This is a genomic window from Acinetobacter sp. FDAARGOS_724, assembly GCF_013364475.1.
GTDB lineage: Bacteria > Pseudomonadota > Gammaproteobacteria > Pseudomonadales > Moraxellaceae > Acinetobacter > Acinetobacter variabilis.
The window spans coordinates 285,775-304,450 of sequence record NZ_CP054908.1 but is presented as its reverse complement, the minus strand read 5'-3'; the positions used below and the strand labels follow the sequence as shown (position 1 = coordinate 304,450).

Annotated in this window: 15 protein-coding genes, 2 tRNA genes and 3 pseudogenes; 9 read left to right on the top strand and 11 right to left on the bottom strand. The window is 39.9% G+C overall.

Annotation, left to right across the window (positions count from 1 at the left end):
* Positions 1-11: 11 nt before the first annotated feature.
* On the bottom strand, positions 12-1,289 hold the full coding sequence (locus FOC32_RS02790; protein WP_175966271.1) for an O-acetylhomoserine aminocarboxypropyltransferase/cysteine synthase family protein: 1,278 nt from the start codon (positions 1,287-1,289) through the stop codon (positions 12-14).
* Positions 1,290-1,607: 318 nt separating this feature from the next.
* Between FOC32_RS02790 and ettA the strand changes: the two genes are divergently transcribed.
* On the top strand, positions 1,608-3,269 hold the full coding sequence (gene ettA / locus FOC32_RS02785; RefSeq protein WP_005233568.1) for an energy-dependent translational throttle protein EttA: 1,662 nt from the start codon (positions 1,608-1,610) through the stop codon (positions 3,267-3,269).
* 43 nt (positions 3,270-3,312) lie between these two features.
* Here the strand turns inward: ettA and FOC32_RS02780 are convergent, their stop codons facing one another.
* On the bottom strand, positions 3,313-3,723 hold the full coding sequence (locus tag FOC32_RS02780) for an SEL1-like repeat protein (RefSeq protein ID WP_175966269.1): 411 nt from the start codon (positions 3,721-3,723) through the stop codon (positions 3,313-3,315).
* 339 nt (positions 3,724-4,062) lie between these two features.
* Here FOC32_RS02780 and FOC32_RS02775 point away from each other — a divergent pair, with 339 nt between their 5' ends.
* Positions 4,063-4,815 carry an IS5 family transposase gene (locus FOC32_RS02775; protein WP_175966267.1) on the top strand — a complete coding sequence of 251 codons (753 nt, stop codon included), beginning with the start codon at positions 4,063-4,065 and terminating at the stop codon, positions 4,813-4,815.
* A 216-nt stretch (positions 4,816-5,031) separates the two neighbouring features.
* On the opposite strand, the gene FOC32_RS02770 is transcribed toward FOC32_RS02775, so the two are convergent.
* The 4 genes and pseudogenes from FOC32_RS02770 to znuD2 form a co-directional block, all read right to left on the bottom strand.
* Positions 5,032-5,832 carry an acetoacetate decarboxylase family protein gene (locus FOC32_RS02770; protein ID WP_224213984.1) on the bottom strand — a complete coding sequence of 267 codons (801 nt, stop codon included), beginning with the start codon at positions 5,830-5,832 and terminating at the stop codon, positions 5,032-5,034.
* A gap of 166 nt (positions 5,833-5,998) precedes the next feature.
* Positions 5,999-6,142 (bottom strand): annotated as a pseudogene (locus FOC32_RS02765) (transposase); the annotation flags it as partial.
* A 63-nt stretch (positions 6,143-6,205) separates the two neighbouring features.
* Positions 6,206-6,709 (bottom strand): CPBP family intramembrane metalloprotease, encoded by a 504-nt coding sequence (locus FOC32_RS02760; protein WP_228301742.1) that lies wholly within the window; start codon positions 6,707-6,709, stop codon positions 6,206-6,208.
* Between the two features lie 96 nt (positions 6,710-6,805).
* A complete protein-coding gene (gene znuD2, locus FOC32_RS02755; RefSeq protein ID WP_175966266.1) occupies positions 6,806-9,217 on the bottom strand; it encodes a TonB-dependent receptor ZnuD2 in 2,412 nt (803 codons plus the stop codon).
* 74 nt (positions 9,218-9,291) lie between these two features.
* On the opposite strand from znuD2, the gene FOC32_RS02750 reads away from it, so the two are divergent.
* Positions 9,292-9,663: a hypothetical protein gene (locus FOC32_RS02750; RefSeq protein ID WP_175966264.1), complete on the top strand. Its 372-nt coding sequence runs from the start codon at positions 9,292-9,294 to the stop codon at positions 9,661-9,663.
* Between the two features lie 350 nt (positions 9,664-10,013).
* Positions 10,014-10,106, top strand: a pseudogene (locus tag FOC32_RS02745) (IS5/IS1182 family transposase); the annotation flags it as partial.
* Between the two features lie 89 nt (positions 10,107-10,195).
* Here FOC32_RS02745 and FOC32_RS02740 read toward each other — a convergent pair.
* The 5 genes from FOC32_RS02740 to FOC32_RS02720 form a co-directional block, all read right to left on the bottom strand.
* The gene (locus FOC32_RS02740; RefSeq protein WP_175966262.1) at positions 10,196-10,537 is read right to left on the bottom strand and encodes a hypothetical protein; all 342 of its coding nucleotides are present in this window, start codon (positions 10,535-10,537) and stop codon (positions 10,196-10,198) included.
* A gap of 143 nt (positions 10,538-10,680) precedes the next feature.
* Positions 10,681-10,756 (bottom strand) — tRNA-Glu (locus tag FOC32_RS02735).
* Positions 10,757-10,792: 36 nt separating this feature from the next.
* A tRNA-Ala gene (locus FOC32_RS02730) sits at positions 10,793-10,868 on the bottom strand.
* Between the two features lie 57 nt (positions 10,869-10,925).
* Positions 10,926-12,434, bottom strand: a complete 1,509-nt coding sequence (gene gltX / locus FOC32_RS02725) for a glutamate--tRNA ligase (RefSeq protein WP_175966260.1) — start codon at positions 12,432-12,434, stop codon at positions 10,926-10,928.
* A 67-nt stretch (positions 12,435-12,501) separates the two neighbouring features.
* A complete protein-coding gene (locus tag FOC32_RS02720; RefSeq protein WP_175966258.1) occupies positions 12,502-12,807 on the bottom strand; it encodes a hypothetical protein in 306 nt (101 codons plus the stop codon).
* A gap of 395 nt (positions 12,808-13,202) precedes the next feature.
* Between FOC32_RS02720 and FOC32_RS02715 the strand changes: the two are divergent.
* The 5 genes and pseudogenes from FOC32_RS02715 to ftsI all read left to right on the top strand — a co-directional run bounded on the left by FOC32_RS02715 (position 13,203) and on the right by ftsI (position 18,670).
* Positions 13,203-14,098: pseudogene (locus FOC32_RS02715) on the top strand (sulfate ABC transporter substrate-binding protein).
* 267 nt (positions 14,099-14,365) lie between these two features.
* Complete coding sequence (locus FOC32_RS02710; RefSeq protein ID WP_004787154.1) at positions 14,366-15,385, top strand: sulfate ABC transporter substrate-binding protein; 1,020 nt, start codon at positions 14,366-14,368, stop codon at positions 15,383-15,385.
* A gap of 191 nt (positions 15,386-15,576) precedes the next feature.
* Positions 15,577-16,488 (top strand): 16S rRNA (cytosine(1402)-N(4))-methyltransferase RsmH, encoded by a 912-nt coding sequence (rsmH, locus tag FOC32_RS02705; RefSeq protein WP_175966256.1) that lies wholly within the window; start codon positions 15,577-15,579, stop codon positions 16,486-16,488.
* A gap of 10 nt (positions 16,489-16,498) precedes the next feature.
* Positions 16,499-16,831 (top strand): cell division protein FtsL, encoded by a 333-nt coding sequence (gene ftsL, locus FOC32_RS02700; protein ID WP_175966254.1) that lies wholly within the window; start codon positions 16,499-16,501, stop codon positions 16,829-16,831.
* A 15-nt stretch (positions 16,832-16,846) separates the two neighbouring features.
* Complete coding sequence (gene ftsI, locus FOC32_RS02695; RefSeq protein ID WP_175966252.1) at positions 16,847-18,670, top strand: penicillin-binding protein PBP3; 1,824 nt, start codon at positions 16,847-16,849, stop codon at positions 18,668-18,670.
* The last annotated feature ends 6 nt before the right edge of the window (positions 18,671-18,676 follow it).

Here is an 18,676-nt window from a genome sequence, read left to right as displayed (position 1 = left end):
TAAAATGGCGCTTAAACTGCTGTGAGAGATTGTTCCAGATCCGCAATCAGGTCATCAATATGTTCAATCCCGATTGATAAACGAACCATATCTTCACTCACACCTGCTGATTTAAGCTCTTCAGGATTGAGCTGGCGGTGGGTGGTGGTTGCAGGATGACAGGCGAGACTCTTGGCATCCCCAATATTGACCAGACGGGTGAACAGTTGCAGGGCATCAATAAAACGGGCACCGCCTTCACGACCACCTTCTACACCAAAAGTCAGAATGGCAGACGGTTTACCTTTCACATATTTTTGTGCCAAAGCATGCTGCGGGTGATCTTTCAGGCCAGCATAATTGACCCATTTTACTTTCGGATGTTGTTGTAAATATTCTGCAACCTTCAGCGCATTTTCAGTATGACGTTCCATACGCAGGCTCAAAGTTTCCAAGCCTTGCAGAATTAAAAATACATTTTGTGGGCTGATCGCTGCCCCGGTATTACGCAGAGGTACGACACGAGCACGCGCTATATACGCCGCTTCACCTAAAGCTTCGACATAATTCACACCATGATAACTCGGATCCGGTGTATTCAAAGCAGGGAAACGCTCGGCATGTTGCCCCCATGGGAACTTGCCACTATCCACGATAATGCCGCCAATCGAATTCCCGTGACCACCAATATATTTGGTCAGTGAATGCACCACGATGTCGGCACCGAAATCAAAAGATTTCTGTAGGACTGGGGTGGCAACTGTATTATCAACGATGACTGGTATGCCATATTCATGGGCAATCTTGGAAATCGCTTCCAGATCAATGATATTACCTAGTGGATTACCGATCGATTCCACAAAAACCAGTTTGGTTTTGTCATCAATTAGGCCACGTAATGCCTCTGGGTTTTGATAATCAAAGAAGCGAATTTCAATCCCTTGTTTAGGCAGCGTATGCGCAAACAGGTTATAGGTGCCGCCATATAAAGTAGACACTGAAGCAATATTGTCACCCGCTTCACCAATGGTCTGAATCGCATAGGTAATCGCAGCCATACCCGAAGCCAATGCCAGCGCACCAATCCCGCCTTCCATAGCTGCAATACGTTGTTCCAGCACTGCCGTGGTTGGGTTCATGATACGGGTATAAATATTGCCCTGAACTTTTAAATCAAACAGGTCTGCACCGTGCTGAGTATTGTCAAAAGCATATGAGGTAGTTTGATAAATGGGAACCGCAACAGCTTTAGTAGTAGGTTCCGGGCTATAGCCTGCGTGAATCGCTAAAGTTTCTGCTTTATAAGTCATGATCGTTGGTCTTCTTGTGTTTTCTGCTGTATTGAAACTGCTCAAATATTAGCACTTGAAATATGAAGAAAAGTGCATATTTATTCAAATAAATATCTTAATTAACGATATAGCATCAGCAAAATAATGCAAGTTTAGGTGTCAGAAATACTGTTTGAAAAATAAACAGGATTAAACTTGTAACAAGGCATTAACTTCACGTGAATGGCTTATGTTTTGAAGACTTTCTGCGTATAATAGCCGATTATTTTTTCGCTCATGATTGAGCAGGGGAAGTTTGTTTCTTCCCCATTTGGTTTTTCAATTGAGGAGTCCTACGTGGCCCAATATATTTATACGATGAACCGAGTGTCCAAGATGGTTCCGCCAAAGCGCGAAATTCTCAAGGATATCTCCTTATCATTTTTCCCAGGCGCAAAAATTGGTGTGCTTGGTCTGAACGGTGCAGGTAAATCTACTTTGCTTCGTATTATGGCGGGCGTAGATAAAGATTTCTCTGGTGAAGCACGTGCGCAACCGGGTATCAAAATCGGTTACCTCGAGCAAGAACCACCACTTGATCCAACCAAAGACGTTCGTGGCAACGTTGAAGACGGCGTACGTGAAGCACTTGATGCATTAGAACGCCTTGATCAGGTATTTGCAGACTATGCAGATCCGGATGCAGACTTCGATGCTTTGGCGAAAGAACAGGAAAAACTGGAAGCGATTATCCAGACTTGGGATGCGCATAACCTGAATAACCAGTTGGAACAGGCTGCAGCAGCATTGAACCTGCCAGCATGGGATGCAGATGTAACCATGCTTTCAGGTGGTGAACGCCGTCGTGTTGCATTATGTCGTTTACTGCTGTCTAAACCAGACATGCTGCTTCTCGACGAACCGACCAACCACTTGGATGCAGAATCTGTATCTTGGCTGGAACGCTTCCTGAAAGACTTTCCGGGCACCATCGTGGCGATTACGCACGACCGTTACTTCCTGGATAACGTGGCCGAGTGGATTCTGGAGCTTGACCGCGGACATGGTATTCCTTACCAAGGTAACTATTCTTCTTGGCTGGAACAGAAAAATGCGCGTTTAGAACAAGAGAATAAACAGGAAGAATCTTTTGCTAAAGCATTGAAAAAAGAACTTGAATGGGTTCGTTCAAATGCGAAAGGCCAGCAGAAGAAAAACAAAGCACGTATGGAACGTTTCGAAGAGCTTAACTCTCGTGAATTCCAGCAACGTAACGAAACTTCTGAAATCTACATTCCACCTGGTCCACGTCTGGGCAACAAGGTGGTTGAAGTTGAAGGGATCAGCAAATCCTTTGGTGACAAACTGCTGTATAAAGACCTGTCTTTCACAGTACCACCAACAGCGATTGTCGGTATCGTAGGTCCAAACGGTGCAGGTAAAACTACACTGTTCCGTATGATGACGGGCGAACAGCAACCGGATACTGGTACAGTGACTTTAGGTGATTCTGTAAAAGTTGCTTATGTGGGTCAGATTCGTGACACCCTGGATGACAATAAAACCGTTTGGGAAGAAGTGTCTGGCGGTCTGGACATCCTGAAAGTGGGTGATTATGAAATTGCATCTCGTGCTTATATTGGACGCTTTAACTTTAAAGGCCAAGATCAGCAAAAACGCGTAGGTGAATTGTCAGGTGGTGAGCGTAACCGTTTACAACTTGCGAAAATCCTGCAACAAGGTGCGAACGTAATCCTGCTCGATGAACCATCAAACGACTTGGACGTAGAAACTTTACGTGCGTTAGAAGATGCAATTCTGGTCTTCCCGGGCTGTGTGATGGTGGTATCGCATGACCGTTGGTTCCTAGATCGTATTGCGACTCACATCTTGTCATTTGAAGATGAGACTCCAGAGTTCTTCACCGGTAACTATACCGAGTTTGAAGAATATCGCCGTAAGAAATATGGTGATGATCTAGCAGCGAAGCGTCAGAAATACCGCAAAATTGGTGCTTAATCAAAGCGCGTAAAAAAACCAGCCTTTGGGCTGGTTTTTTTATTTAATATTGGACACTCATTTGGCTATAAGTATTCGATAACAACCGCGCAGCTTTTAAATGACCTTGCTGTTTAGCCTTATTCAGCCATTCTTCAGCATGAAAATAATTCTGATCTAAACCTAGACTACCTTTAAGAAAGTGTTTACCTAATCGGTATTGCGCTTCGGTGTGTCCACGTGTTGCTGCACTTAAGTAGTTCCAGAAAGCATTTCGTTGATAACTTTCTTGCTGCTCTAACTGCGTAATTTGAAAATGTTCGGCTTGGCGTTGCTTTAAAATATGGCAAAGCTTTTCAAGCTGCACAGCTTCCAGATAATAGGTGTCTGCTTCAGAAATAGAATTTTCTATTTCCGAACCTGTAGGTTTATCATGAGAAAACAGAAAATGTATGACTTTTTTGAGTTTAAGCATTTTTATTCCTCACCTTTGCCATTATTAATAATTAATTAAACTATCCACTAAAGACTACAATATAAAGCGATTTTATTTCGGTAATGAATTGCATGCTTTTAGTCTCATGTTGATATTTTTGTGTATTTAATGAGCAAAAACAAGCAGTAGGAATAAAAAAAAACTTCATTTTAAAAGTGAAGTAAATTGGAAGAAATATGAATTTGTTGTTCTAGTCGACATTTTGATATTAAGGGTTAAAAGATTTAGGGCGTGTTGAACATTGGGTATAAATTAATGGCAAAAAAAATAGCGAACGGTTAATCTTTAAGTTCTCACACAAAAAAGATATCGTTCGCTATGCCTCGCACCATGCTCAAAGATGAACACTGGACAAGACTGAAACCTATATTACTAGAACTTAATATCTATGACAAAGGAAATCTTAGACAAACGGTTGAAGGCGTGCTTTATCGCATGCGTGTTGGCTGTCCTTGGCGCGACTTACCCGAGTATTTTGGCAAGCCTAATACCATCTATAAAGCTTACCAGCGCTGGTTTCGCAGTAATAAGCTGATTGCATTATTTACGTTACTGATCAAAGACGCAGACCTTGAGTGGGTCTTTATCGATGGCACTCATATTAAAGCGCATCAGCACAGCAATGGAGGCAACGAGAACCTACAATCCATTAGCAAAAGTGTGGCAGGCCGCGCGACCAAGATTCACTTAGCAGTTGATGCTCATGGCAATCCGATTACCTTTCTTTTATCAGATGGCACAACCCACGATGTCAAAGTCGCACCTGATTTAATAGATAAGGTTAATTTGAGCGATACAGAGGTTTTATGTGCCGATAAAGGCTATGATTCTGATGCACTACGAGCCCATATTGAACAAGCAGGGACGCATAATAACATCCCTCGAAAACGAAACACTCAGTCTTCTAACGACCATATGGACTGGGACTTGTATAAAGCCAGGCATCTAGTAGAAAATGCTTTCGCTAAGCTAAAACAGTATAGGGCGGTTGCCACCAGATTTGATAAGCTCAAGCAGAGTTATGAAAATACGGTCGCTCTTGCTTGTGCTTATATCTGGCTCAAATTATGAATGTTCAACAGGCTCTAGATAAGGGTCTGATACTTGGGATGATTACCGTTCTAATTGAAGTCATTTGTCATAACGCCCGTTATGCGAACAATAGATATTATGAGTCTGATTGTTTAAGTAAGCATGTTAGCATTAAAGTAGAAGGAGTTAATTGATTATTGAATTGCTCCTTAAAAAAATTTACTGTAAGCAGATTTTTGAAGTTCAAATCATCAATCAAAAAATTACGCCTTCATTTAAACGCAATTGCAAGCTATCAGTAAAGGTGACTGAAAAAGGCGTCGCACCATTTAACTCAAGACTATTGAGCCTTTGTGCCATTGGGTGACTGTTCGTTGTATCAACACTTAGCTTAAGATCACCTTTAGTGGCAATTTTAGCGCCATTTAATGTACGTGTATCTGCGGTTGCCCGTATTAACGCATCATTTAACATTGAATATAAAACTAAGTCTGCCCAAGGTGCGGTAACTGATGCGCCGATCGTACCTGATAATGACAAGATTGATGTTTGAGGATTCTCTGGATGTTTGACAGAACTACTAAAATCCTTATTGTCTAAATTAAAATCAATATCGGTGACGAATTTCGGGTAGCCCCATAATTCTTTACCTGCACGACACGCAACTTCGGTGGTTACCGGTAAATCACAAACCCACATGCCGGTATTGCGTCGATCTGGTGGTAATGTCATTTCCACCAATGGATGAGTCGGTGTGTCTTGGTCTGCAGGATAGACAAGCATACTTGATGCAACTTCGTGATAAGGCTCGCCATCAGTTAATTCACGATAATCATAGAAAGCTAGACTAAATAACGCTTTATTGCCTATAAGCTTAGCAACCTTTAACTTTGGATTGTCCAATACACTGACTGCTTTGTCATAATCGACCATAAAAAAAGCAATCAGGCTTGACGCATCAAAGTACTTAATAGGCAGCTGAGCCTCACCTTGTGACATCTGTCTTGTGTGGGTGGCTTGTTGAAAAAATGGGTCAGCATGCCATTTATTATTCACGTTTTTATTCATTATCATAGGTTAAGTACCTTTGTTATGATCAGATTATTTTTAATCAGTTTTATTTGAACATGACAATAGAAAAGTATAAAGCGTTATTGTGTAAGGCAGTGCGTTCTACTCAATTAATTTAAAGTTTGGAAGTTATCTAGAGCCTGTTGAACATTCATAATTTGAGCCAGATATAAGCACAAGCAAGAGCGACCGTATTTTCATAACTCTGCTTGAGCTTATCAAATCTGGTGGCAACCGCCCTATACTGTTTTAGCTTAGCGAAAGCATTTTCTACTAGATGCCTGGCTTTATACAATATTGACTCTCCGACAAACCCGGTACGGTTCACTAAATCGAATCAAAAGACTATAAATATACATTATAGGATAATATTTTTTTGAAATAAAAAATAATATACCCAAGAAAAAAATTCTTCATAAAATCCATTTAATAATGAATAAAAAATAAAATCTACTGACCATGAAAAATCTATATTATCTGTATTAACCTTTTTTGGAAGTATTGAAAAAAAATTAAATGATAAATAGTCATATAAACTGGCAATGATATCTGCGGTTAAAATAAAAATTAATGTTAATGGTATAGTATATCTATTAATATTGAAATTAAATAATCGAAAATTAAAATGACGTATAAACAAGTAAATAGCTGCTATTCCTAGGCTTAAGAGCTCAAAACCTATTCCCCAATAATTTGCTATTTTCAAATCATATGAGCTAATTAAAGCAGTATCTCCATAATCAGATGAATTCAAAAATTCTCCTGTTGATTGGTATATTGCTTGACCAAAAAAAATTAAGGTTAATATAAAAATATCAAATAAGTTTAAAGTATTAGTGATATTTTTTTTAAAAAAAGGCATTCATTTATTCCTAATCTTAAAAGCTTAATTATTAACCTAATCATTTTATAAGAAAAATCTTCTAAGAAATTTTCTTAGAAGATTACAGTATCTTATCTAGAAATTAAGATTTAAGCCTAAACTAAAATTTCTTCCAATTTGGGGAATATATGGCAAAAATGTTTCATGGGCATAGACTTTCTGATCAAGTAAATTATTCGCTTTAAAGAATAAATCATATTCTGTGTGAGATAGCTTATTTTTATATGCTAAAGTCATATTAAGCATATTATAACCTGATGTAACCTGCTCAAATTTAGAAATATTATCTTGTTTAAAGACTCGATAATATTCTATTTCACCTTTAAGCGATTCATCAAAATCAGCTTTTAGTCGTGTACCCAAACGAGCAGGAGGTAATCTAGGAGTGTAACGATCCTTTTGGGGAGCTAAAGTCGGTTCTCTATTCCAGATATCGTATGCAATTACAGCATCAGGTAAATTTGTTAAACGGCCTTTCACATAATCTCCAAAAAGAGAGCCGTGATAAACAGAATTAAATTGATACCCTATGTTGCCCTCTAATCCATAAAAATTAGCAGCAGACTGGCTATAATGATTAATACGTAGTGTATGCTGATCTCTAACTTTTGTAGTTCCTAAAACTTCATTGAGTGTCTGTAAATATATATAGTTATCAAAATCATAATAGTAAGTACTGATTTGATAATCAAGTAAATCATCCTTATAGGCCAGACTGATTTCTAAATTATTGGATTTCTCTTTTCTTAGAAAGCGGTTACCTATTTCAAAAGAATTAGTAGCGAGATGCATACCATGAGTATACATTTCTTGTGCATTAGGTAATCTTTCTTGATGTGTACCTGTTAATGATAAGATATAATTTGGAGCAAATCTCCAGTGGACTGTACCTGCATAAGAAAAAGCTGTTTCTTTGTTAGGTTGAACAGCTTCTAAAATAGATTTTAAATTTTGAGCCCTGATTTTATTATTTTTTTCTACATAAGGACTGTTATATTTATTAGGCCAAGGTTTCATTGAATCTTTAATTTTTTCTATATCATAATCCATACTAACTTTCTGCTTTTCTATACGAGCACCTAGTTCGAAAGTAAAGTAGTTCCAGTTATATTTTTCTAGGCCAAATACACTAAAGTTTTTAGTGACATTTCGATTTAATAGCTGCTGATTATCTAGATAGGTGGTATGGCCTTCTTGAGAATGGACTGGTGATAAAGCACTATTATCCTGTTCCAAATATTGTAGCCCCAAGATACCGGTTAATTCCCCTAATGGCTGATGTGATAACTCTATGCGGCCTACTTTTCCTGTATTTTTAAAAAAGTTAGTAATCTTATCTCCCTCGAGTTCATTGTGAAAATAATCTATATAACTCAATGAGGTACGAATTTTGTCAATACCGGTAAATGGTTGAGTGAATTCTCCACGCACATCATAACGTCGAGTATTTAAATCAATATAAGGAGCATTATGAGAGAAATTAGTTTCATGAATATGATTATGCTGATGACAATCAGGACGTGGATTTATGTAATTAATATCTTGCTCATCCATCAATTGAGGATAATATAAAAGATAATTTTTTAATCCACTAATTCGTGAATCGATACCGATTGCAGAGGCACCACAACCTTCATATAAATGGCTATGGGCTGGTAAACCATATTCATCATGACGATGTGTATAAGAAACTCCTAAATAAGTATTATCGTCTATCCAGGATAATCCGAGCGTACCTAATCTTGACTCTGCCCAGCTTTCTGGTAAGTATTTTAAATTTTTATAAACAATGTTTTGGTTTTCAAGATCTTCTAAAGAATTATAAGAGCTAGACTGGTAATGAGGAGTTTTATAGTTACCAGCATTACGATATAACCCTTCTGCCCGTAAAGCTACACGTGGGCTTAAGCCAACTGTTACACCTGCTGTGGTCAACTTCTCATTACTGCCAGTATTAAAACGTAATGTAGTGTTACCCTCTAATCCGTCTTGAGGCATTTGGGTTGGAATTTTATAGTCAATGACATTGACTACCCCTGCCGCACTATTTGAACTATACAAAAGGGTACTTGCACCACGTATAATTTCAATAGACTTAGCTAAACTTGGTTCAACTGTGACAGCGTGATCTGGAGACATATTAGACATATCCAACACGTCAGCATTATTCTGTAAAACTTTAATACGTTTTCCTTCCTGCCCACGAATAATAGGAGCAGATGCTCCACCTCCATATTGATTAGAATGAATTCCTAATTCCGTACCCAAGGCATCCCCTAGAGTTGTCGAACGCTGTTTAAGTTTACTAGTATCAATAAACTGATTACTAACATTTAGACTTTTGCCTAACAGCTCAGACCCTAACTCATCAGATTGTACAGTTAATACTATTGTATTTAAGGTAGTAACAGGCCCTTCAGCTGCCAATACAATTTTCGAGGCCCCTAAAGTAATTAAAGCTAAAAATAGTTTACTTTTATTTAGCATAAAACAACCAAATTTAATGTTATGTTATATCATAACACTTAAAAATTTATAAAATCTACTATTTAAATTTTTGAATGGTAATCCCCCCTAACAATAATCCTCCACAATCTGAAGAAACAAACGAAGTAAATACAGATTACATAGAAGATAAAACTGCTCCTGAAGTTACAGACAACCAAAATAATAATGAATCTCACGATAATCAAAACGTAGGCGAAGAAGAATTACGAAGTATTGAGATTGTTAAAAACTATTTAAAAGACCCTGATACTGCAAAATTTAGGAATGTAAAAAATAATTGTGGTGAAGTGAATGCTATGAATAGCTTTGGAGTATATGAAGGTTATAACGGGTTTGTGATCTGGGAAGCTGAAGGAAAAACATATGTTAATTTTTCTTCAACAACAAATAACTTCAATTTATTTGTTCGTGATTTCTGTAAGTAAAAAATGATCGACAAATACTCTCATCATTAGCAAGTATTTAACATAATGGCGGTTATACGAAGTACACTTGTATATTAATATAAATTTCAAGCACTTAATTAAAACAGAAAAATCCAAAAATGACCAAAAAGCCGATTTTGAAACAAGTCGGCTTTTTTATGAGCGGTTTTGATAGTTCTTGCCAATAAATTTGTTTAAAAAGTAATCAATTTTAGCATTTTTCCAATGTTCTCAATTCTTCCAGGTTGAAAACTATCCCCAATTGCTGGGGATAAAATTTAGGCTATTTTGTACGCCTGGGCTTACGTAAATTCCGGTTCTTTACGGCTGTCCAGGATAGGTGAATTTTACGATATGATAAGCTAAAGTGTAGCTATGAGGGGGCAGTTGCATTAGCTTGTATATTTATTTGGCTACCTTTATCGGGTAAATTCTATACTTGAAATGTCAACAGACCCTAGTTTTACTAATAAAAAAATCTTGCATAAGCATGCAAGATTTTTCGGCTTTGAAAGTGAGTAAATTATAGAAATCAGATTTCCCACTCATGATTGCATTCACGGCATTTCCATTTTTTTTGACTTTGCATGAAAGCCTGCATGGAAATTTTAAAATCAGGTAAATCTTTATAGAACATGAAGCCTGCGATCAGACAGATTATAAACACGATCACAGTAGCGGTCTGTAAAGTCGTACCTGCACCATCTCCAAAAATCCACATCGCGATGCTAATGATGACCAATAGCAATAATACAAACAGGGCAGGCACCAGTATGATCAGGCTTTTAGGCACGACAGGACGCGCCGCCGGTTGACCTGGCTGAGCCACGGGCATGATTTTTGGGCTTTGACATTTAGGGCAACGATATTGCATTACAACTCCAAAATTCTAAATTACTGATTATTTTATCGGAAGATACGCAAAAACCGAAATACCGCCAATATAAAACAGACAGACAATAAAAAACCCAAGTCACAATGCTTGGGTTTTTTATTAAGATGTTGCCATCTTGAATATGGCGTCCCTACGGGGATTCGAACCCCGGTTACCGCCGTGAAAGGGCGATGTCCTAGGCCTCTAGACGATAGGGACAAATGAGGCAAATACACAGGTAAAGCAAGACTTATTTGGTGGAGTCAAGGAGGATCGAACTCCTGACCTCTACAATGCCATTGTAGCGCTCTACCAACTGAGCTATGACCCCAGTCTGTGTGAGCGCTATATTATGGATATAACGCTCATCCGTCAACTAAAAAATAAATTAAGCTTGATCAACTGCTTTATTTTTCGGCAGTTTCAAACTCTCATTCAGTTTCTCCCAAACTTTTACTTCCTTTTTGCTAGGGCCACCGACAACTTCCAGCGCGTGGCGCAGACGGGCAAAAGTCAGATCCGGACCAATGGTAACCATGGTCTGCATGACTGGAGTAGAAGCGGTTGAACCGGCAATCGCAATAAAGAACGCTGGCATAAAGTCACGTAATTTAACGCCCATCTGATTCGCCAGATCCATCAGTGTTTGGCTGACAGTGTCATTGCTCCAGGTGAACAGGCTTTCCAGACGCCAGATCGCAAATTGCAGGCTTTGACGAACTTGTTCTTCAGAAAGTTTTTTGCTTTCGAACTGTTCTTTAGTCAAAGTCGGGAAATGGTTGAAATAATGCGATGACCAATTCACTGCTTCAGACAGCAGATTGATCCGTGGTTGAATTACAGCAGCGATTTCTTCCAGTTTGGCACGGTCTGCTTTCCAAGCCAGTAAGGTATCTAGCAGTTCAGCAGGAGAGAGAGCTTTAATCCACTGACCATTCAACCAGTTTAGTTTTTCAACATCAAAGATTGGACCACCCAGAGAGACACGGTTAATATCAAAGTGTTCAATCATTTCAGCCAAAGTGAATTTTTCACGCTCATCTGGCATTGACCAGCCCATACGGCCAAGATAGTTCAGTAACGCTTCTGGCAATACACCGATGTCTTTATAATAGTTGATTGAAGTCGGGTTCTTACGTTTAGACAGTTTTGATTTATCCGGATTACGCAGTAGCGGCATGTGGCACAGGACTGGCATATCCCAACCAAAGTATTTGTACAGCAACTGATGTTTCGGTGCAGATGGAATCCATTCTTCACCACGAATCACATGCGTAATTTGCATTAGGTGATCATCAACCACGTTTGCCAGATGGTAAGTTGGCAGACCATCCGTTTTTAGCAGAATTTGCATGTCGACTTGCGCCCAGGGAATTTCTACTTCACCACGGAGCATGTCATTAAAGGTACATACCCCTTCAGTCGGCACTTTCATACGGATCACGTGCGGTTCACCAGCTGCCAGACGACGTGCCACTTCTTCTTTAGACAGTTTTAGACCGCGACCATCATAGCGTGGAGTTTCGCCACGCGCCTGCTGTTCAGCACGCATTTCATCCAGTTCTTGCGCTGTTGCGAAACAGTAGAAGGCATGACCTTTGTCTACCAGTTCTTCTGCGTATTTTTTATAGATGCTCATCCGTTCTGACTGACGGTATGGTGCATGTGGACCACCGACATCTGGGCCTTCTGACCAGTTCAGGCCTAACCAGCGTAGTGAGTCCAGAATCATTTTTTCAGATTCAGGAGTAGAACGCAGCTGATCTGTATCTTCAATACGAAGAATAAATTCACCACCGTGCTGTTTGGCAAAACACAGGTTGAACAGGGCAATATAGGCAGTTCCCACATGCGGGAAACCGGTAGGAGAAGGTGCAATACGAGTACGAACAGTCATAGCCGGATCTAATCTTAAATATAAAATTGCAGCTATTATAACGAAGGTGGAGAACCAAAACTAAGTCTTATGAATTGCTCGGAGAAAAAATACTTTGCACAAAACGGGTAAAGCGCAGGTTTTGAGCTGCAAAAAAGCTTTGAGTCGGATTTGATTTGAACGCAGTCAGCGCTTTAAGTTCATCCTCAGTATGAAAAGCATTTTTATCAGCTTTATGTTGCTGAATTGCTTTTTCAATTGGTGAGGTTTTCACTTTAATTGCATTTACAGAGGCTTTAGGTAGCTCTGTTTTTACAACTACGGCATGGCCAAGTTGAATCGAGAACAGCATGATAAGACTTAGGATGCTGGCTGTGAATATTTTAAATTTCATATCCAAACTTCCTCCTTAGCTCTGGTTAATCTTGTTTTGCTAAAAATGTTGTTATAATACTGACTACAATCTAATCACATTCAGATATAAAAAAGTAGAACCAGGTCACATTTTTTACAAAAAACTAATATTTCTCTGTGGAAAATTACTAAATCTTAGAATTTCCACATTTAAGTTGCCTATTTGTAACAGATAAATGTGTAGAGATCGTGAAGAACTGTCTTATATTGTAGCAGGATATTAAATTTTTAGGAGAAAATGTATCCGAAATGAATTGTGAGTATATATATCAAAAATAGAATATGATTGAATAAAATATTATAAGCGCATGATTGTTAATTACTTTTTTATTTATATAGTGCTGGATAAAGATAAATTAGCAATGAGCACTAATCATGAAAAAGATAATAACATTTACTATTTTAGTATTACTTGGCGGAAGTGCCATTCCTGGCTATGCTGCAAAAGACTTTCTCAACGTTTCCTATGATCCGACCCGCGAATTCTATCAGGAATATAACGAAGAATTTGGTAAGTTCTGGAAACAGAAAACCGGGCAAGCGGTCAATTTTAAACAGTCGCATGGTGGTTCAGGTAAACAGGCACGCTCTGTGGTGGATGGTTTGCAGGCCGATGTAGTTACTTTGGCACTGGCCAATGACATCGAAGAAATCGTCAATACCGGTTTAATCGAAAAGGGCTGGCAGAAAGAGTTCCCAAGTAATTCGGCTCCTTATACTTCTACAATTGTATTTCTGGTTCGTAAAGGTAATCAAAAACAGATTAAAGACTGGAATGACCTAACCAAACCAGGCGTTGAAATTATTACGCCAAAGCCAAAGAACTGGTGAAAAAACTCTATGCTAATGTCAAAGTATTGGATTCAGGTGCGCGTGGGTCCTTAACGACCTTTGCTGAGCGCGGGATCGGCGATGTATTACTCTCTTGGGAAAATGAAGCATTATTGGCTACACAAGGTCTGGGTAAAGATAAGTATGAAATTGTCTATCCTTCGATTTCCATTCTGGCTGAGCCATCAGTAGCGATTGTCGACAAGACCGTGGATAAAAATGGCAACAGCAATTTAGCCAAAGGTTATTTAAACTATTTATATTCACCAAAAGGGCAGAAGCTGGCAGCGAAATATTACTTCCGTCCACGTGATGTCAAAGCAGCAGCAAAATATGCGGCGCAATTCCCAAAAATCCAGACTTTTACTATTGATAAAGTCTTTGGCGGCTGGGCAAAAGCGCAGAAAACCCATTTTGTGAATGGGGCGATTTACGATTAGATCTCTGCGGAAAACCGTAAATGATTTTAATTACCGAACCTTAATTTAGAAAGCGGATAATTTATTATCCGTTTTTTTTATATCTAATGCATAAAATGCTATAAAAATAGGATAAGTCTTTAATCTAGATATTTTTATTATATAAAACATGAAATTAAAACAAAAAATAACTAAATATTACCCTGTATGCACTTTGTTTGCTCAATTGCGAAAAATAACTTTATTTCATATAGTTATATCTAATGAAGATAATCTCCCGATGCTCTTATGAAAACTCAATTAAAATCACTGGTTAGTGCTGCCTTATTGGCAACAGGTCTGACATTTACCGCAACTGCGAGCCAAGCCGCGGATCGTGAATTCCTGAACGTTTCTTATGATGCAACCCGTGAATTCTATGACGAATTCAACAAATCTTTTGGTGCCTACTGGAAAAAACGAACCGGTATTGATGTGAACTTTAAACAGTCTCACGGCGGTTCAGGTAAACAGGCCCGTTCTGTGGTCGACGGTTTAAAAGGTGATGTGGTTACTTTGGCATTGGCAAACGATATTGAAGAGATCGTAAGATCTGGTCAGATTCAGCCAGGCTGGCAAAAAGAGTTCCCGCATAATTCTGCACCTTATACTTCAACGATTGTCTTCATGGTGCGTAAGGGTAACCCTAAAGGAATTAAAGACTGGAAAGATCTGACTAAACCGGGCGTAGAAATTATTACACCAAACCCGAAAACGGGTGGTTTGCCACGTTGGGTTTACCTGTCAGCTTGGGGTTATGCAGAGAAACAGCCGGGTGGTAGCAAAGCCAAAGCCCAAGAATTTGTCGGCAAGCTTTATAAAAACGTCAAAGTGATGGACTCTGCTGCACGTGCATCGATGACTACATTTGCTGAGCGTAATATTGGTGATGTGCTGTTAACTTGGGAAAATGAAGCTTTGGTAACGCAAAAAACTCTCGGTAAAAATAAGTTTGATATCGTTTATCCATCTTTGACCATTCTGACTGAACCTTCTGTAGCCATCGTAGATCGTACAGTGGATAAAAATGGCAACAAATGGTTAGCTAAAGGTTATATCAACTATCTTTATTCTCCACTTGGTCAGGACATGGCAGCACGACATTTCTATCGTCCACGTAATGAGAAAGTCTTAGCCAAATATTCATCACAGTTCCCGAAAATTAAAACCTTTACCATTGATGAAGTGTTCGGTGGCTGGGCCAATGCACAGAAAACTCACTTTGTGAATGGCGCAATCTTCGACCAGATCTATAACTCGAAGCGTTAATCTATTGATTAAAAAATAAATTTAAAATATAAAAAAAGCTTCCTCGATGGAGGCTTTTTTATCGACTGTCGAAAAATAAAAACGGTTTTCTCTATAGAAATTAATATTTATCTACAAAAAGTCGTTTGGAGCTTTAGCTAAACAGAGTGATAATGTGCAGTTAAATTTTTCGCCCTATTGATTGAGTTTTTATGTCACATATTTCTGTATTACTTCACGAAACGATTGATGCCTTATTGGCTGGTCGCAATACGGGAATTTATGTGGATGGAACCTTTGGCCGCGGTGGGCATACACGTTTATTGCTTTCCAAATTGGATGAAAATGCACGCGTCTACGCCTTCGATAAAGACCCGCAAGCATTGGCTGTTGCTGCAGAACTGGAACAGGAAGATTCACGGTTTAAAATTATTCATGCCAGCTTCGCTGATTTAAAACAGGCATTAGCTGAGCAGGGTATTGAAAGTGTAGATGGTGTGATGGCTGACTTAGGGGTGTCTTCACCGCAGCTGGATCAGGCAGAACGCGGTTTCAGCTTTATGAAAGATGGCCCGCTGGATATGCGCATGGACAACTCGCAAGGTCCGACTGCAGCCGAATGGCTGGTAGATATTGAAGAAGAAGCACTGGCTAATGTGATTTTTCAGTATGGTGAAGAGCGTTATAGTCGCCGTATAGCTAAAGCGATCAAGGCTGCCGGATATATTGATACCACAGCCAAACTGGCGGAAATTGTGAAAGTTGCCCATCCAAAATGGGAAAAAAATAAACATGCTGCCACCCGGACTTTCCAAGCGATTCGTATTGCTATTAATAAAGAATTAGAAGATATTGAAACTTTCCTCCCTCAAGCGGTTGAGATTTTGAAACCGGAGGGACGTTTGGCTGTCATCAGCTTCCACTCACTGGAAGACCGGTTGATTAAGCAGTTTATTCAAAAAGAATCAACGCTTGAAGAAGATTCAGGCTGGGGAATGCCGCAACAACAAAAGGATACGCGACGTTTAAAGAAAATCGCCCGGGTCAAGGCAGGTGATGAGGAAGTTAAAGCCAATCCTCGTTCACGTAGCGCATGGCTGCGCGTGGCAGAACGTTTAGCTTAATAGGCACATCATGAAAACTGAAGTGGTTGATAAAAAAACAGAAAAATTATGGCTGAAAAAAGTCATTGTTTATCTCATATTAATATTGATGGTCTTCATCAGTGCGATATTTGTCGTATTCCAGGTCTTTGAATACCGTCAGGATAACCGCAAACTGAGTACCTATCTGCGTGAACGGGATGACCTGAATGCAGAGTGGGGACGTTTGCTGATTGAACAGCAGACCTTTGGTGCGACCGCGCAGATTGGTACCCGTGCAGTGACTCAGTTAAGGATGTATTCACCTTCGATTTCACAGAGTGTCGTAATTTCCTTACCACAACCTTCAGATGAGAAAAAATAAGGCTAGCGCTCGAACATGGTAGACAAGAGAAAGAAGCAACCGGTACGTAAAAAGCAGTCCGTCACCGAGAAAAATGCCTTAAATGTTTATATCAACCGTTTTTACATCATGTGGGCCGTGGTGCTGCTGTGTTTTGTGACACTGATCGGCCGAGCTTTTTATGTGCAGATTATTAATAAGGATTTTCTGCAAAATAAAGCCAATGCCAATATTCTGCGAACCAATACCATCAAGGCTATGCGTGGCGTAATTTATGATCGTAATGGTATTCCGCTGGCGATCAGTACGCCGATTATGAAAATCGTGATTGACCCACGTGACTATTTTGATAATAAAAAACTTTATGATGAGACCATGCTGGCGCTACAGAAAGAGCCGAATAGCCGTAAACTGAAACGTCAACTCCCAGATAAAAACCTGAATCTGGATGAGCTGGCTGATGCAGTGGGTATGGATCGTGCTGAATTGCGCAAAAAAATGGAAGAGCGTCCACGTTCACGTTATCTGATCCTGAAAAAAGAAGTGCCGCCACAACAGGCGGAACTGATCATGAAGCGTAATTTCCAGGGTGTGTATACCGAGAAAAACTATAAGCGTTATTATCCGCAGCCACACCCAAACTCCCAGATTATTGGTCTGACCAATAGTGAAGGAACTGGGATCGAAGGTCTGGAGATGCAGCTGAATACTCGTCTTGCCGGTCAGGATGGTGAACAGCAGATTATCCGTGACAAAAAAGGCAACCGGGTTAAAGAACCGGAAGTGATTAAAGAAGTCGAGCCGGGTGAAAATATTACCCTGAGTATCGACTCACGTTTACAGTACATTATGTACCGTGAACTCACTGCAGCGGGTGTCGCCAATAATGCCCGCTCCGCAACGGCGATTGCAGTCGATGTCAAAACTGGTGAAATTCTGGCAATGTCTTCTTGGCCTTCTTATAACCCGAATGACAAGAATGGCTTATTAAATAAAGACGCAATGCGTAACCGTGGTGCTGTCGATTCCTTCGAGCCGGGTTCAACCATGAAGCCGCTAACAGTGGCGATGGCTCTAGAGAGCGGGAAATATACGGCCAATTCGGTGATCAATACGAGTCCAGGTAGTATGCGGGTCGGGAATCATACTATTCGTGATACGCATAACTACGGTCAGTTGACACTGGGTGGCATTATCCAGAAATCATCAAACGTCGGTGTGGCCAAATTAGCTTTGTCACTGCCGTATGAAACTTTACCGACTTTCTATAAACGTCTTGGTTTTGGTCAGCGTTCCGCAGTGAAATTTCCGGGTGAAAGTTCTGGTTTGATTCTGCCGCCAAGTAAATGGAATGTGTCTGAAGTAGCAACCATGGCTTATGGTTATGGTCTGAATGCGACTGTGCTGCAATTGGCTGATGCCTATGCCATGCTGGCGAACAAAGGTGTGAAAGTGCCTTTAAGTCTATATAAGTTAGAAGAACAGCCACAAGGCGAGCAGATGATTGATCCTCAAATCGCAGAACAGGTTCTGCTGATGATGGAAACAGCAACTTTGCCTGGTGGTACAGCAACCCGTGCAACCGTACCTGGTTATCGTGTTGCAGGTAAAACGGGTACTGCGCATAAATTGCGTGCCGACCGTAAAGGTTATTCGACCAATGAATACCGTGCTTTATTTGCCGGCGTGGCACCAGTCAGTGACCCACGGATCGCTATGGTGGTGGTGGTAGAAAACCCACAAGGCACCTACTATGGTGGTACGGTATCTGCACCTGTCTTTGCTCGTGTGATGCAGGAGTCTTTACGCCTGCTGAATGTTCCATTGGACAAACCTTTAGAATCTCCCAAAGTCCAGTAAATAGGT